Annotated in this window: 14 protein-coding genes; all 14 read left to right on the forward strand. The window is 69.2% G+C overall.

Going from position 1 to position 14,458, the window contains the following annotated elements; translation table 11 throughout:
- Nucleotides 1-2 precede the first annotated feature (2 nt).
- The 14 genes from OG574_RS48310 to OG574_RS48375 all read left to right on the forward strand — a co-directional run bounded on the left by OG574_RS48310 (nucleotide 3) and on the right by OG574_RS48375 (nucleotide 14,457).
- Nucleotides 3-1,196, forward strand: a complete 1,194-nt coding sequence (locus tag OG574_RS48310) for a CU044_5270 family protein (protein WP_326771284.1) — start codon at nucleotides 3-5, stop codon at nucleotides 1,194-1,196.
- A gap of 69 nt (nucleotides 1,197-1,265) precedes the next feature.
- Nucleotides 1,266-2,453, forward strand: coding sequence for an adenylate/guanylate cyclase domain-containing protein (locus tag OG574_RS48315; protein WP_326771285.1), 1,188 nt, complete (start codon nucleotides 1,266-1,268; stop codon nucleotides 2,451-2,453).
- Nucleotides 2,443-2,925, forward strand: coding sequence for a Pycsar system effector family protein (locus tag OG574_RS48320; protein ID WP_326771286.1), 483 nt, complete (start codon nucleotides 2,443-2,445; stop codon nucleotides 2,923-2,925). The genes OG574_RS48315 and OG574_RS48320 overlap by 11 nt, the downstream gene beginning before the upstream one ends.
- A gap of 214 nt (nucleotides 2,926-3,139) precedes the next feature.
- On the forward strand, nucleotides 3,140-3,478 hold the full coding sequence (locus OG574_RS48325) for a hypothetical protein (protein ID WP_326771287.1): 339 nt from the start codon (nucleotides 3,140-3,142) through the stop codon (nucleotides 3,476-3,478).
- Nucleotides 3,478-6,237: a hypothetical protein gene (locus OG574_RS48330; protein WP_326771288.1), complete on the forward strand. Its 2,760-nt coding sequence runs from the start codon at nucleotides 3,478-3,480 to the stop codon at nucleotides 6,235-6,237. The genes OG574_RS48325 and OG574_RS48330 overlap by 1 nt, the downstream gene beginning before the upstream one ends.
- 5 nt (nucleotides 6,238-6,242) lie before the next feature.
- Nucleotides 6,243-7,187 (forward strand): replication-relaxation family protein, encoded by a 945-nt coding sequence (locus OG574_RS48335; RefSeq protein WP_326771289.1) that lies wholly within the window; start codon nucleotides 6,243-6,245, stop codon nucleotides 7,185-7,187.
- Between the two features lie 82 nt (nucleotides 7,188-7,269).
- Nucleotides 7,270-7,566 carry a hypothetical protein gene (locus OG574_RS48340; RefSeq protein WP_326771290.1) on the forward strand — a complete coding sequence of 99 codons (297 nt, stop codon included), beginning with the start codon at nucleotides 7,270-7,272 and terminating at the stop codon, nucleotides 7,564-7,566.
- Entirely contained in the window at nucleotides 7,563-8,576 is a 1,014-nt protein-coding gene (locus tag OG574_RS48345; RefSeq protein ID WP_326771291.1) for a hypothetical protein, read from the forward strand. The genes OG574_RS48340 and OG574_RS48345 overlap by 4 nt, the downstream gene beginning before the upstream one ends.
- 228 nt (nucleotides 8,577-8,804) lie before the next feature.
- Nucleotides 8,805-9,416: a hypothetical protein gene (locus tag OG574_RS48350; protein ID WP_326771292.1), complete on the forward strand. Its 612-nt coding sequence runs from the start codon at nucleotides 8,805-8,807 to the stop codon at nucleotides 9,414-9,416.
- A 26-nt stretch (nucleotides 9,417-9,442) separates the two neighbouring features.
- Complete coding sequence (locus OG574_RS48355) at nucleotides 9,443-10,276, forward strand: ATP/GTP-binding protein (protein ID WP_326771293.1); 834 nt, start codon at nucleotides 9,443-9,445, stop codon at nucleotides 10,274-10,276.
- Nucleotides 10,277-10,303: 27 nt separating this feature from the next.
- Nucleotides 10,304-11,020: an SAF domain-containing protein gene (locus tag OG574_RS48360; protein ID WP_326771294.1), complete on the forward strand. Its 717-nt coding sequence runs from the start codon at nucleotides 10,304-10,306 to the stop codon at nucleotides 11,018-11,020.
- Between the two features lie 4 nt (nucleotides 11,021-11,024).
- Entirely contained in the window at nucleotides 11,025-11,942 is a 918-nt protein-coding gene (locus OG574_RS48365) for a hypothetical protein (RefSeq protein ID WP_326771295.1), read from the forward strand.
- Nucleotides 11,939-13,555, forward strand: coding sequence for a CpaF family protein (locus OG574_RS48370; protein WP_326771296.1), 1,617 nt, complete (start codon nucleotides 11,939-11,941; stop codon nucleotides 13,553-13,555). The genes OG574_RS48365 and OG574_RS48370 overlap by 4 nt, the downstream gene beginning before the upstream one ends.
- Nucleotides 13,555-14,457: a type II secretion system F family protein gene (locus OG574_RS48375; RefSeq protein ID WP_326771297.1), complete on the forward strand. Its 903-nt coding sequence runs from the start codon at nucleotides 13,555-13,557 to the stop codon at nucleotides 14,455-14,457. Before OG574_RS48370 ends, OG574_RS48375 begins: the two co-directional genes overlap by 1 nt.
- The last annotated feature ends 1 nt before the right edge of the window (nucleotide 14,458 follow it).

Genomic DNA, 14,458 nt, shown 5'->3' on the forward strand with positions numbered 1-14,458 from the left:
TCATGGCAGACGACATTCTGCAGCGCCTCGCCGCCGCACGCCCCGCACACCTGGCCCCGGACTCGCCCGTGGACGACACCGTCCGGACCATCGAACTCACGGCCGCCATGGCCGCCGCGCCCACGTCATCCGAAACACGGTCCCCGATGGCGCGGCTGCGACGGCGACTGCGACCGGTGTGGGGGCTGGGCCTCGCGGCCGTGGCCACCGTAGCGGCGCTCGTCGTGACAACGACCAACTTGGGTCCTACGCACGAGCCCGCGCAACAGGTCTTCTCCGGCCGGGAGTTGCTGCTGGCCGGCGCGAACGCCCTCGACAGGCAGCCCCAGCTGAAGGGCGACTACTGGTACCAGGTGGAGCACCGCGGATACCTCACACAGATCCCCGGCAAGAACTACGTCATCGACCAGCGGTGGGTCACCCGCACGTGGCTCGCCGCTGACGCCGACAAACGGTGGACCGAGCACACCGACCTGGGCGCACGGCCAGCCACAGAGTCGGACGAGGCCGCCTGGAAGGCAGACGGTTCCCCGCACACCTTCGACCTGACCGACCCCGCCACCAAGGCCCGCGCCGAGCGGGAGAACGCGAAGGAGAGCCACCACACGCCCAGGTCCGTACCGAAAGACATCGTTCACTACAAGGGCCAGGGCGTCATCCAGCGCGACGCGCCAGGCGGCGGGAGTGAAGAGATGCCCTCCGGCGACATCAGCGTCCGCGAACTGCGCGGGCTGTCCACGAACGCGCACACGCTGGCCGACCAGCTACTCGTAATGATCGACGAGGACTACGACGCCCCGCCCAAGGCGCTGCACGAACTCGTCGTCGACACTGCCCGGCAGATCGCGTTCAGCATGCCATCGCCGCCCCGACTGCGCGCAGCGGCCTACCGGCTACTGGCCGACGAGCCAGGCGTGCGCTCCCTGGGCACGGTCGAGGACCACGACGGCCGTACCGGATACGGCATTGCCATGCCTTCGCCGTACGGGGCAGACCCGGGTCCCCTCGAAGTCCACTACGTCTTCGACCGCAGCACCGGCATGCCCCTGGGCAGCGTCACCGTCGCCGCCGCGGCCTTCAAGCAGTGGAAGGCGGGCGACACCATCAACTACACGACCATCGCCATGCGCTGGACTGACCAGGCGCCGCCGTTCGACACAGACACCCATCCGCGCCCTCCCTCCGCAGACCGCTGACGGGCCCGGCCTTTGCGGCATCCGCCGCCGGTCCCGGCAAAACCATCGATCCAACACGAAGGCGAGCTCATGACATCCGATCAGATCACCCTCATGGAAGCCCTGCGCAGCACGGAACGTCCCACCAAGGTCATCCTGTTCGCTGACCTGGCCGGCTCCACGGAGATGAAGAGCAAGGTGGGGGAGGTTGGCTGGCTGCCGACCCTCGGCACGTTCCTCGACATCGCCACCACCGCGACCGCGGAACACGGCGGCACCGTCGTGAAGTACCTCGGCGACGGCATCCTCGCCGTCTTCGACGGCGACCACGCGGCCGAGGCCATCTGCGCGGCCATCCAGATCCAGGAAATGCTCCACAGCGAGAACGCCGACCTAATCGTCGCCGACTGCCTGGCCAGTGTCGGCATTGCCACCGGCAGGGTCGTGGAGTACGAGGCGCCGTCAGGCGGACTCGACTACGTCGGGTCCGTGGTCGACCTTGCGGCCAGACTCTGCGCCTCTGGCAACCCGCAGGCCATCTGGGTCGACAGCGCCACCGTCGCCGCTGCGATCATGACACGGGTCTCCAGCAAGATCGGCCGAGTCCACGGCTTCACCTCGGACGACTATCTCTCCGACGAATGGCGGGTGAAGGTCAAAGGGTTCGCCAAGCCCGTCCGCTATCGCGAGGTCATCTGGCACACCAGTCCGTTCGGCGCCCGCAACGAGACCGTCGACCAGATCAGCGAGCGCCCCGGTGCCACCCCGCTCGGGCAACCGGGCAAGGACGGGCCAGGCAGCATCGCCGCCCAGTCGTCAACGCCCCTCGATGAACTGCGCGAGGGCGTGGTCAGGCGCTGGGACACCACACGAGGGCAGGGTTTCATCACGACCCCCGCCGACGGGGACTACTACATCGACCGCCGGTTCGTGGCGAACGGAGACAATCTCGCGGAGGGCCGCACCGTGCGCTTCGCGCCACACTCCCCCATCACCCCGGACGGCTCCCGTCCCGTCGCCGCCTGCGCCGTCCAGGAGGGCCACCTGGTACACGGCACCGTTCATCGGGTCCTTCCCCACAAGGGATTCGGCTTCGTCGATGTCGTGGACCAACTGGGCAACCGGCAGTCCCTGTTCGTCCATATGGGCCCGCGGGCGTCCGAGTTCCGCACCGGGCACCACGTCATCGTGGAAGCCGTGCGGAACTACAAGGGGATCTCAGGACGCCTCACTGAGGAGGCCGGCCCGGCGGACGACGGAGTCGAACGTGCGGCCTGACCACCCGGCGCGGACCGCGCTCACCGACGTACGGGCGGAACTGGCCCGAACCGACCAGAAGGCAGGCATGCTCTTCGCGCTGGTCTCCGCCGTCACGGCCGCGATCCTCGCGTCCTTCGCCACCCGCCCATCTGGGCTCTTCGCACTGTGGAACGGAATCGAGTGGCTGGCCTGGAGCGGGCTCGCCTGCCTGGCCACCAGCCTCTTCCACCTTCTGCGGTGCATCCGACCAGAGGGCGTGAACAACCCGCACAGCGGCGGCTACTTCGCCTTCTTCGCCCAGTACGCGGGACAGCCGGAGGCCTTGCGCGCCCACCTCGCTACTGCGACACCCGATGCCGACTGTGCTCAGCTCGTCGCACTGTCGATTCTCGCCACCCGGAAATACCAACTCATCGCCCGGTCCATCTCCTATCTGGCAACGGCGCTCCTCCTACTCGCTGCTGCCCTTGTTCTGAACGCCGTGCACTGACCCCGTCTGTTCCTCGGTCGGGTGCGGGTTGGGAAGAACCTTGTCCGTTGCCGTGGTGAACATGGCCCAAGGTCTCGGCGGTAGGAGGCCTCGAACCCGGACGTCCTGGCCAGCCTGAATTCTTCACGACAGTACGGTCACGTTTTACCCCCCGGCACTCCTTGGGGAATCAGACGGGCGGCACACGGCCGCCCGGATCCTGACGGGAGTGCCGGTGAAGTCCACACGGAGTACCCAGTCGCCGCGGGATGCGGCCGTAGTCCTGCTGGTGGAATGGTGCGGCTGGCTGGCCGCAGTCATCTTCGCCCTGGGCTGCGTGCACGGCTGGTGGTGGGGTGGCGATCTGAAGAATCTGCCGCTCATAGGGGATTCCGCGGCACAGGCGGCGGCGGAGCATCGCGGCTGGCCGTGGGTGCCCTTCCTGGTGATGGGGCTCGGCGGCCTGGCCGTACGACGCCTGTGGCGATCGGCAGCACACCGCGTGTTCGCCCTCGCAAAGGCGGAGCGGGAGGGGCTGCGCACGCCTCGGTTTCGCCTATCGCAAAGCAGCTGATGATGGGCGACATCGTCTCCTCCGTATTCTCGTTCGTCGTTCCCGATGACGTGCCGTGGGCGCAACTGCTGTGCGATGTGGCCTGGTGGCTGGGCTGGGTCGGCGGGGTCGGCGCTCTGTTGGCGGGCGCGGGCTCGCTCTTGTGGCGGTGGAGGGCACGCCGGCTGCTTACGGAACGGGCGGTCGTCGAGCTGGTGCCGTCCCAGGGATTTGATCCGTCCGCACCGGACATGACCCCGCACGCGGCGCGTCTGGCCCGCGCCTCGCAGACCACCGAGTGGACGCCGCGACGCGCGCAGGGGATACGGCTACGGCATGGCAGCGACGGGCAGGGGCAGCTGTCGCTGCGAATGGAAGGTCCGGCGACGTCGGCCGCGCTGATGCGGCTGCCTTCCCTGCCGAACGTCCAGGTCCGCAGCCATCAAGGCCGTCGCAGCCGCGACCCGGTAGAGCGCATCGCGTTCGAGGGAGCTTCTCCCCTGCCCCGGCCCGCAGCAGCTCCCAAGCGCGTGTCCCTGGTCAAGGGCAGCGGACAGGCGGCTCCCGCCGAGCCCGCCACCTTGTATGTGGCGCGCGCCGAGCTGGTCCTGGCGCGCCCCGACCACAAGCGTCTCACCCCGGCCGCGCTGGACCCGGACCCGCTGCAGGTCCTCGCGGACGCGTGTGGGCAGATTGATGCCGAGCGCGGGGAGCATGCCGAGCTGGTCGTCGACGTGGTGCCGGTGGCGAGCTGGCGGGTAGCCGCGTGGCGGCGCCGCCTGGTCCGCCGCGCCGAGCAGCGCGGACCGTCCGCATACGGCGAATCGCTCGGCTCGAGCCGACGCGGTGGCGGATCGTCGTTGATGTCGGCGCTGGTCGAAGGGCTCAACGGCGGCAAGCCGCTGTCCTCGACCAGCTCCTCCAAACCTTTGCCGCGGCAGAAGGACCTGGCCGACGGGGTGGGCAAGTTCCTGCCGACCACGGATGCGCGAGTCTTCGCGGTGCAGGTGCTGGTGCGGGTGACCGGGACGCACCCGGCACGGGCGCAGGCCCGCCTGCACCAGGTGATGGCTGTCATGGATGCCTGGTCCGGGGAGAACTGGTGGCGGCCGGTCGGTCCTCGCCGTACGGGGTGGCGGCCGTACAGCAGTATCTGGTGGCGCCGCCGCAGCTTCGATCGCCGCTACGCCACAGGCGAGTTCGCCCCGGCGCGCCGACAGTGGGTCACATCGGAGGAGTTGGCGGCGCTGCTGCGACCGGCGACCGTCCACTGCACGGCGCAGAACGTGGTGCGCACCGGCGGCACCCTCGCCCCGGCGCCGCGCGCACTGCCCACCTGGACCGGGCAGCCCGGCGTGGTGCCGCTGGGCCGGGTCACCGAAGCCGACGGGCGTACTCGGCTCGCGTGCCTGCCGCAGGCCGAGGTGCTGTTCGGTGCGTCGTTCGGCAAGTCCGGGTTCGGCAAGAGCGAGCTGGCGCTGCTGCAGGCCATCACGCTCTCCTACGGCGGGTTCGGATCGTGGTTCCTCGACCCGCACGGCGCGGCGATCAAGCGGGCGCTGCCGTATCTGACGCACCCGGCGGTCATCGGCCGCGTGCAGCTGATCGACCTGAGCGTGAAGAAGCCGCGGGCGATGGTCGCCGCGTGGAATCCGCTGTCGATGGAGGGCCGCGCCGAAGAGGAGATCCAGGACGTCATCGGCGCCGTGGTCGCCGGGCTCGCCGCCGCACAAGGCTGGGGCGACGGCGCACCGCGCGCACGCGCGATCCTCTCGCACACCGTGGAGATCCTCGCCCACCTCGCCCACCGCATGTGCCAGCGCGGGCGCCCGGACCTGCAGCCCACCCTGTTCACCATCCCCCGCCTTTTGACGGACGAAGAGTGGCGCGAGCGCGTGCTCACCCAACTGCCTTTGCCGCTCTCGCAGTTCTGGCGCACCACGTTCCCCAAGTACGAGGGCAGCGCGGTGCCGGTGGTCACCCAGACCATCGAGCAGCTCGCCACCTCCACCTCCCTGCGCGCCTTCCTCGGCCAGCCGCGCTCCACCTACGACGTACGCAAGGCGATGGACGAGCGGCAGATCGTGCTGCTGCGATGTTCCGGGACCGGCAGCGGCGACCAGATCATCACGAGCCTGCTGCTGTTCGACCTGTTCCGTGCCGGGCATTCCCGCGAGGGCACCGACCCGGAGATGGCCACGCTGTTCGCGTTCGCCGACGAGCTCAAGGCGATCGACGGCGCCGCCCGCGGCTACATCGCCGCGATCCTCGAGCAGCTACGCAAGTACGAAGTCCGGCTCATGGCGATGACACAGATGGCGATGCGGCTCTCGGAGGAGACCCGGCTCGCGCTCATGCAGAACCAGAGCCTCCTCACGGCCGCAGCCGCCGACACCGACGAGGCTACATTCCTCGCCAAACGCCTGCCCGGCGCCGACACGATGACGCTGACCGAGCAGCCGAAGTGGCACTACGCCGTACGCGCCACCCTGGGCGGCAGGCCCACGCCCACGTTCCAGGTCGCTGGCGTCCCCGTCCACGAGGTCCTCGCCGACTACCACCACCCCGAGCGCCTGCCCGATCTGGAGAAGGCCATGGACACCACGCTGCGGCGCCGCCCGCTGCGCACCGTCCTGACCGAGCTGGACGGCAGCGACGACGGGCGCAGGCCCTCCCTGGACGACCGGATCCTCGCCGAACTCGGCCGCCGCCCCGCGCCGCGCAAACCGGAAACCCCCGACGACTGCTGGCCCGACGCCAGCTCCAGTGAGGTTGCCTAATGTCTTTGGACACCCCCATCACACCGACCGCCCCGCCGCGCCCCACGGGCCTGTCCCGCCTGGCGCAGGACCTGCTGCCAGCGCTGTATCAGCACCGCCTGATCGCGACCAGTCAGCTGCACCGGCTATTCACCCCCCACGCCCGCCGTCCCGTCTACCTGCGCCAGCAGCTCAAGGAGCTGCGCCGCATCGGGCTCGTCGACGCCACCGCCCGGCGTACTTCGCGTATGGGGAACCCGGAGCTGCTGTGGTACATCACCGCGCGCGGCGCCGAAGCAGTCGCCTACGACCCGACGATCCCGCGGCGCGGCTACCGCATCAGCCCGCAGACCGCGGCCTCCCAGCTGCAGGAGCACACCCTCACAGTGGTCGACACGGGCGTCGCGTTCGCCGGCTGGGCGCGCCGCCTCGGGGATGAGTGCTCGCCGCTGGACTGGGAGCCCGAGATCGCGCACCGTATCCGCAACGGTGAATCGCGCGGTGTTGACGACGCGTTCATGATTCCGGACGCCGTGCTGCGCTACACCCATGCCGCCGAGGACGGGCGCCGGCGGATGCTCAGCTTCTTCATCGAGGTCGACCGCGCCACCATGCAGACCACCCGGCTAGCCGCCAAGCTCTCCGCGTACGCCCGCTACCAGAGCTACGTCCCCGCGGCCGGTGGCCGCGGCCGGCGTTCCACCCGCGAGGCCTGGCGCGACCACTACCCGGCCTTCCCCCGCCTGCTCATCGTGCTGACCGGAGCCTCCGACAGGGTTCTGGCCAACCGGATCCAGGACCTGCGCGCCCTCGCAGCCGCGGACCCGCGCGTCGGCCAGCTCAGCGCCGGAGTCACCACTCTGCAGCTCCTGCAGGACAAGGGACCCTTCGCTCCGGTCATGACCCCACTGTCCGGTGACGCAGCCCCGACTGACGTCTTCCTCGCCCCGACCGGAGGTTCCCGTGCATGATGTACGGCGCGCCCTTCTCCGGCGCGTTCCCTCGCCACCCACACCGGCCCCGTCGCCTCGAGGGCACGCCTGCGCACCCGTAGTGGACACAGTCCCGCTGCCGTCCCCGCTCCTCACCGAGCTGATCGCGCTGCGTGCCCATACCCGCCATCTCGGCTGGCTCAGCGAACGCGAGCACTGCCCCGCGCAGTACCAGCGCCTGGCCCGCAGCGTCCCGCAGGACCTCCTGGACGGATGGCTCGCCCAGACCGACGGCACCGGCCGCCTCGAGGATCTGATTCAGGCGCTGGCGCACACGCACCGTCAGGCCCCGAGCACCCACTGTGGATCACCGATGGCGCAATCCCAACGCCATATGACCACAGGGGAGTTCACGTGAAGAGAAAGCGCCAGTGGGCCGTTCTGGTGACCGCGGCAGCCCTGCTGTCGGGCTGTTCCGGGCCCCAGGACAGGGCCGAGGACTCGAGCCAAGCAGCAGCCGAGAGGCCTTCCACCGACCCCAAGTCCACACCGCCCTCCGCCCCGGACCTGCCGGAGGGCATGGTGCGCCTTGGCTCGTCCTTCCCGTTCAGGGAGGAGGGACAGAGTGACTCCTGGACGGTCAGTGTCAGTGCACTCTCCTCGGCCAAGCCGAGCGTGAAAGCTTCCTCGATCCCCGACGGCTGGCGAGCGCTGACCACCAAGGTCACCTTCACCAATACCGACAGCGGAATCGCGGAGCTGCACGGCTCTCTCGACGTCACCGCCCGCTACGGCCCCCAAGGCCGCACAGCAGCCGCGTTCACCGACACCGGCATCAAGGGCCTCGCGTTCCCCGACATCGAATCTCACCCGATCCGAGTTCGCCCCGGCGGCACGTACACCACCACAGTCGGCTACGCGGTCCCAGCCGATACCGCCGGACAACCCCTGACCTTCACCATCGAGGGCGACGACCCCACCTACTTCGAGGGCGCGATCCCAGGCGCCCCGGCCCGCCCCGTCGACACCTCTCACGTTCAGCCCGACACCACCAAAGAGCTGAAGTTCGGCGACTGGGAGGAGGACTCGCCCTGGCTCCGCATCGGCCAGCCCCGCACCGCCGGCGCCACCGCCCAGGGCAAGCGCTACGCGGTCGACCTGAGCTTCTTCAACAACTTTGACGACACCCTTCTTGGCAACCGCCCGGAGGCCAACCTGAAGGTTTACGCCGGAGCGGAGCTCGCCGAGGGCGACTTCGAGGAGAACCTGTCCAATCTGCCATCGCTCGCCTGGATCGCGCCCCAGCGGATGGCCACCGTGACCGTGCACTTCACCATTCCCGGAAAACAGATTGATGGTCCGGTCAGTATCGAAGTGGTCGATCCGTACGGAGAGGACGTCACCTACACGGGCGACGTGAAGAACTGACCGCGCCACGGGACCGCCCTATACCGAAAGGACCGGTGTGTCCCGTTGGGCGGTATTGACGCGTTCGCAGCTTGTGAACTGCCTTTACTGGCTGCGCTGTTGGGGTGAATATGCGTAACGTGTGCATGTGCACGGCAACCACACCCGTCTCGCGCAGCACGACCACACCATCACCCAGCGCGATACACCACAGGTCACCGGCACAGCGGACGAGGAGAACGGGGAGGCGTGATGACGCCAACGGCAAAGGCCAAAAACAACCTACTTCGCAGTCGAAATCGACTTATCGGCACGGCACTTGTGGGCTGTTCCGTCTTCGCCCTCGCTGCCTGCAGTTCTGATTCGAAATCCGACGGGTCCAAGCCGTCCAGCAAGCCGACCAACGCCGAGAAAGTACAACCTTCAAAATCATCCAACCCGCAAGCAGCCGAGAAGAAGGCGGTGCTGTCCGCCTATCAGCACATGCAGAGTGAACGCCTGAAGGCGTATGGGAAGGCCTCCGAGGAGGGAACCGAGCTCCAGAAGTACGCCACCTTGGACGCCTTGGGGCAGTTCCGGCTGGCGATGCTCGACATGAAGAAGGCGGGCACGGTCGTGAAGGGGACGCTGGGGCACCTGGGCACGACCGCGACGATCCAGACCGGTGCCAAGCCACCCTCGGCCAGCGTCAGTGACTGCGTGGACCTGTCGCAGTGGAAGACGTGGGACACCAAGGCCGACAAAGAGATCCCGATGCCGTCGGCACAGCCGCAGCGCTACCGGGCGACAGCGAAGCTGGAGAAGTGGAAGGACGGGTGGATCGTCACCTCCTACCTCCCGCACGGGAACCAGGAATGCTGAGGCGAGCGGCGGCGGCCACAATAGGCGTGCTGGTGGTCTCCTCGAGTGCGGCGCACGCCGACGGCGGTCCGGCGGTGGGCAACGATCCCGGTTGCCGCGGGGCAGCGCCGGACGTGACTGTGTGTGCGAGTGACCCTGTCCGCGCTCCGGGCAAGTCGGACTCCCAGAGCGCGGCTGCCAAGGGCGGCGGGAAGGGGTCCGCTGCCCCAAAGTGCATCTACACCAAGATGGTTCCACAGCCGCCTGCCGAGAACCTCGCAATGCAGGATGGCAAGAAGCGCGGGGGTAAGGGTGCCGCGTACCAGGTCATGTGCCCGGGTACTGGTCGGATCGGCGTGGTGTGGATCCCGGACGGAAACGCCCCGGGTGCGCCGGCAATCGATCCGGAGGTGGTGGCCCGTCAGGCGGTCGACTCGATGAAGCTCGTCGGTCCGGATATCGACATCAACCCGAAGCCGGGAGGCAAGGGCTTGGTGGGGATGCCCGTGTGGATGGCAGTGGGCCAGTCGCCGAACACGTACGGCCCCAACTCAGCGACGGCGACGGCCGGCGGGGTAACAGTGACCGCGACGGCGAAGGTGAAGTCAATCGTCTGGAACATGGGCGACGGGACGTCGGTGACCTGTAACGGTCCGGGAACGGGGTACCGGAAGTCGTTCGGGATGAAGCAGTCGCCGGACTGCGGCCACGTCTACAAGCAGACCTCCGACTCAGCGGGCGGGAAGTTCAAGGTGTCCGCGACCGCGACCTGGGCGGTCGACTGGCAGGTGGCCGGCGGCGGTGGGGAGACCGGTCACCTGACCGAGGTCCGCAATTCGCAGGTGGGGCTGACGATCACTGAGTCTCAGGCCGTCAACTAACCATTCTTGAAGGGGATTTCGTACGCCATGGACACCACGACGCCTGCGCCGCCGCCGATCGCTCCGCCACGTCAGGCTGACCTGCCGATCTCCGCGGGCGCCAAGAAGTCGTCCAGGGCCCCGCGCAAGCTGATCCAGGCCTTGGTCTGGACGCTGGCCGCTCTGGTCGGTGCCCTGGTGGCGATCTCTCAGGTGAACCGCGCCGGTGACCGGGTCGAGGTCCTGGCCGTGGCGCACGATGTGCAGGCCGGGCAGGTCGTGAAGGCCTCGGACGTGACGACCGCGTCGGTTGCTGAGGATCCCGCGCTCTCTCCGGTGCCGGCCGCCGACCGGAGCCGGATCGTTGGACAGCGGGCCGCGGTCGACCTGCGCCAGGGCTCCCTGCTGACCGCCTCCTCCGTGCAGTCCGGCGGCGGCCTCGGCGATGACCTGCAGGTGGTCGGCGTCGAGGTGAAGAAGGGCACCGCGCCGAGGGACGAACTGCGCCCCGGCGACAAGGTGCTGGCCGTGGTGCTGCCCGAGCAGGGCGCCCAGTCCACGACCGGCACGGGAGCCGCGAAGAACGGCGCGGAGCCAGAGCCGGAGAGCATCGAAGCGACGGTGAAGTCGGTGGGCCGTACGGACGCGACCGGATCGCTGGTGGTGAATCTCGCGGTGCCGACCACGGAAGGGCCGCAGCTGGCGGAGAAGGCCGCGGCCAAGCGGATCGCCCTGGTGCGGCAGCCGCGCGACGGAAAGCAGTGACGGCATGGCTCTGATCGCATTGGTGTCGGCGGCCTCCGACGGTGTGAGTACGTCGGCGACCGCGCTGGCGCTCTCCAGCCGCCAGTCGGTGCTGCTGGCCGAGTTCGACATGGCGGGCAGCAAGCTACGGCACCGGCTGCTGCGCGGCATCCACCTGGGCGGACAGGCCCTGGACGGCAATATCGGCCTGCACAAGCTGGCCGAGGCGTACTGGAGCAGCGCGGCGGCCGGGGTGCAGGATCTGGCGCCGCAGGTGGATCAGCATCTGTGGCCGCTGGACGACACCGGGATGCGGCTCGTGCTGCCGGGCCTGACTGATCCGCGGCAGGCTTCCTCGCTGCAGGAGTTGTGGCCGAGCCTGATCGACGTGCTGCAGATGACCGACCACGAGCACCACTGGGACGTGATCGTGGACGGCGGGCGGCTGGCCTGGGAGAACGGGCGGCTGCACCGGCTGCTGACCCCGTCCCCGGTCCTGCACCAGGCCGACATCGTCCTGCTGGTCGTGAAGCTCGCCGATCCCGCGTCGGTGTTCCTGGCCTCGACGGCGATCGAGGCGCTGCAGGACGAGCTCGGCCAGCACGGCACCGGCGCACGGGCGTTGGGCCTGCTCACACTGTCGTCCGGCTCGCGGCGGGAGTTCGCGCCGCACGAGGTGGAGGCCAAGTTCGAGGCCCCGATCCTCGGCTCGCTGGCCTGGGATGAGCGCGCGGCCGCGTATCTGTCGGCCGGCGGCGCGCCGCCGCGGAATCTGGCCCGCTCAGCGCTGCTGCGCAGCGCGCGCGATGTGCTGGGTCCGCTGCGCGCGTATGCCCAGCAGCGTCGGCTGCACATGGAGATGCGGGCCCAGCAGGGCGTGAGCCCAGCGGTGCTGCACCAGGTACGGCAGCTGGGGATGCGGCGTCGTAGGGAGGCATCGTGACGAACACTCCGACGGGCCCGGACAAGGACGCGGCCCGGACACAGCTGGGTCGTCTGCTCTCCCAGCGCAGCACCCACCCCCCGGAGCACGTCGCGCCTGCAACACCGGATCCCAGGACGGCACAAGCCCACCCGGCCCCCACCGCGCGCCCGGTCGCGCCGGCGCCTGCCCCCATGGTGCCCGTCGCGCCGGTGACCACCAGCTCCTCGGCGGGCGCCGGGGCGATGGGCGTGACCGACTTCGCGCGGACCGCATCGCTGCCCGGCACGCTGCCGGTGCAGCCGGAGGAGATCCAGAAACTGCGGGTGCGGGTCGCCGAGGATCTACGAGCCGTACGGGAGCGGCAGCAGGCCCAGACGCTGGAGGCGGAGGAGGAGCGGGAGCTGGCGGAGCTGTTCGCCCGCCGCCAGATCGCCGCCTGGCATGCCGAGTTCACGCAGAAGAATCCGCCGCTCAGCCAGGAACAACGCAGCATCCTGCACGAGGAGGTCCTCAACCTGACCTTCCGCGCCGGTGCGCTCCAGCGTCTCTTGGACCAGCCCGGTGTGCAGAACATCGACATCGACGGCGACGTCATGTATGTCGACGTCGCCGGCCAGCAGCGCCAGAAGATGGCCTCTCCGTTCGCCAGCCGTGAGCAGACGATCGCCTGGATCAACACCATGGCCGCCCAGTCCGGGCACGGCGAGCGGCAGCTGTCGTATGCGTCGCCCTACGTCGAGTTCCGGCTGCCGGACGATTCACGTGTGGCAGCGAATGTCCTGACCCGGAATGTGTCGGTGTCGATCCGCAAGCATGGCGGCCGCGCGTGGACGCTGGGCAACCTGCTGCAGGAGAAGACGGTCGACCAGCTGCTCGCCTCGTTCCTGTCGGCGGCGGTGCGGGCCCACATGAACATCGTCATCTGCGGCGGGATGACCGCGGGGAAGACCACGCTGATGCGCGCGATGGGCCGTGAGATCCCGGCCTCGGAGCGGCTGATCACGCTGGAGTCCTCGCTGGAACTGTTCCTCGATGACGCCGAAACGCCCTGCCACACCTTGGCGTTCGAGACGCGACAGTCCAACGGCGAGGACGGCGCCGGCGCCATCACCCTCTCCGACCTGATCGAGATCGCACTGCGCTACAACGCCGACCGGATCATGGTCGGTGAGGTCCGCGGCAAGGAGTCCATGGCGATGCTGGAGGCGATGTCGGCCAGCCAGCCCGGCTCGATGTGCACGCTGCACGCCGACTACCCCAAAGACGTCATCACCCGCCTCGTGCTGCGCCTGTCGATGGCCGATCTCAGTGCGGAGACCTCGTACCGCCTCATCGAGGGCGCAGTGCATCTGATGGTGTTCGTGAAGAAGGGCGCAAAGCCCGGCGAGAAGATCGTCTCCCACGTGTGGGAGGTCGACGGGCTCAACGAGGACGGCACCCCGTCCATGACCCAGCTGTTCGCGCCGAGGCCCGGGGACGGGCGGGCGGTGCCGACCGCGTTCCAGATGAGCCCGGAGCGGGCCGAGCAGATCGCCGAGGCCGGGTTCAACCCGCTGCTGCTGGCCCAGTACCCGCACGGCACCTGGGATCCGGTCGAGCAGTCCGGCGAGGCCGAGAGGCGGGCATCGTGATGAACCAGTCGCAGCGGGCCTTGGTGGCCGCGCTCGGTGTCGTCGTGTTCGTGGCCTGCCTCGCCCGGGCCGTGACGGCCCTGCGCCGCCGCACCGAGCCGGAGCGCGGCCCGGTCAAACGACGTGGCGGACCGGGGCTGCTGGACGAGCTCCCGCCGGTGTGGCAGGCCAACTACCGCTTCCTGTTCAGTGCCGCGGTCGTCGCCGGGGTACTGGTATGGGCGATCGCCGGACGTCCTGTGCACGGTCTGGTCGCGTTCGCCGGTGTGGCTGGTCTGCCGTTCCTGCTGTTCCCTGGCGGTTCGGCGCGTACCGAGCTGGAGCAGCTGGAGGCGTTCTCCGACTGGCTGCAGCAGCTGTCCAGCGTGATCGCTGCCGGAAAGCCGCTGGAGGTGGCGATCCCCGGTTCCCTGTCCACGGTGCCGGATCTGCTGCGTGTGCCGGTGACCCGGCTCGCGCAGCGGCTCGCGGACGGGGTGCCGCCCGCGCAGGCCTACCGGTACTTCGCCGACGATCTGGCCTCCAATACCGGCGACGAGATCGCCATGGTGTTCCAGATGCACACCCAGGCCCGCGGCCGCGGGCTGGCGAACGTGATCAAGGAGATGGCGTTCAACAAGTCCGACAAGGCCAAGGCCCTGCGCAAGCTCGACTCTGACCGGGCGCGGACCCGGCGTAAGGCCCGCAACGTCACCGTGCTGACCCTCGCGGTCATCGCGCTCGGGCTGACCAGCGTCTCCTACACCGATTGGTACCGCACCGCGCCGGGCCAACTCGGCCTGATGGTGGTGGGGTTGATGGTCACCGGGTCGCTGGTGTGGATGCGCAAGACCGCCCGGAACAAACCCGAACCGCGGCTGCTGCGCACGGCGGCCGAGCGTGTGGGGGTGGAGCAGTCGTGAT

The organism is Streptomyces sp. NBC_01445 (assembly GCF_035918235.1).
Taxonomy (GTDB): Bacteria; Actinomycetota; Actinomycetes; order Streptomycetales; family Streptomycetaceae; genus Streptomyces.

Excerpts from the sequence above, each read along its gene's own strand:
- OG574_RS48310 (WP_326771284.1), top strand. The coding sequence starts at position 3 with ATGGCAGACGACATTCTGCAGCGCCTCGCCGCCGCACGCCCCGCACAC.
- OG574_RS48330 (WP_326771288.1), top strand. The coding sequence starts at position 3,478 with ATGATGGGCGACATCGTCTCCTCCGTATTCTCGTTCGTCGTTCCCGAT.
- OG574_RS48365 (WP_326771295.1), top strand. The coding sequence starts at position 11,025 with ATGGCTCTGATCGCATTGGTGTCGGCGGCCTCCGACGGTGTGAGTACG.
- OG574_RS48375 (WP_326771297.1), top strand. The coding sequence starts at position 13,555 with ATGAACCAGTCGCAGCGGGCCTTGGTGGCCGCGCTCGGTGTCGTCGTG.
- OG574_RS48315 (WP_326771285.1), top strand. The coding sequence starts at position 1,266 with ATGACATCCGATCAGATCACCCTCATGGAAGCCCTGCGCAGCACGGAA.
- OG574_RS48360 (WP_326771294.1), top strand. The coding sequence starts at position 10,304 with ATGGACACCACGACGCCTGCGCCGCCGCCGATCGCTCCGCCACGTCAG.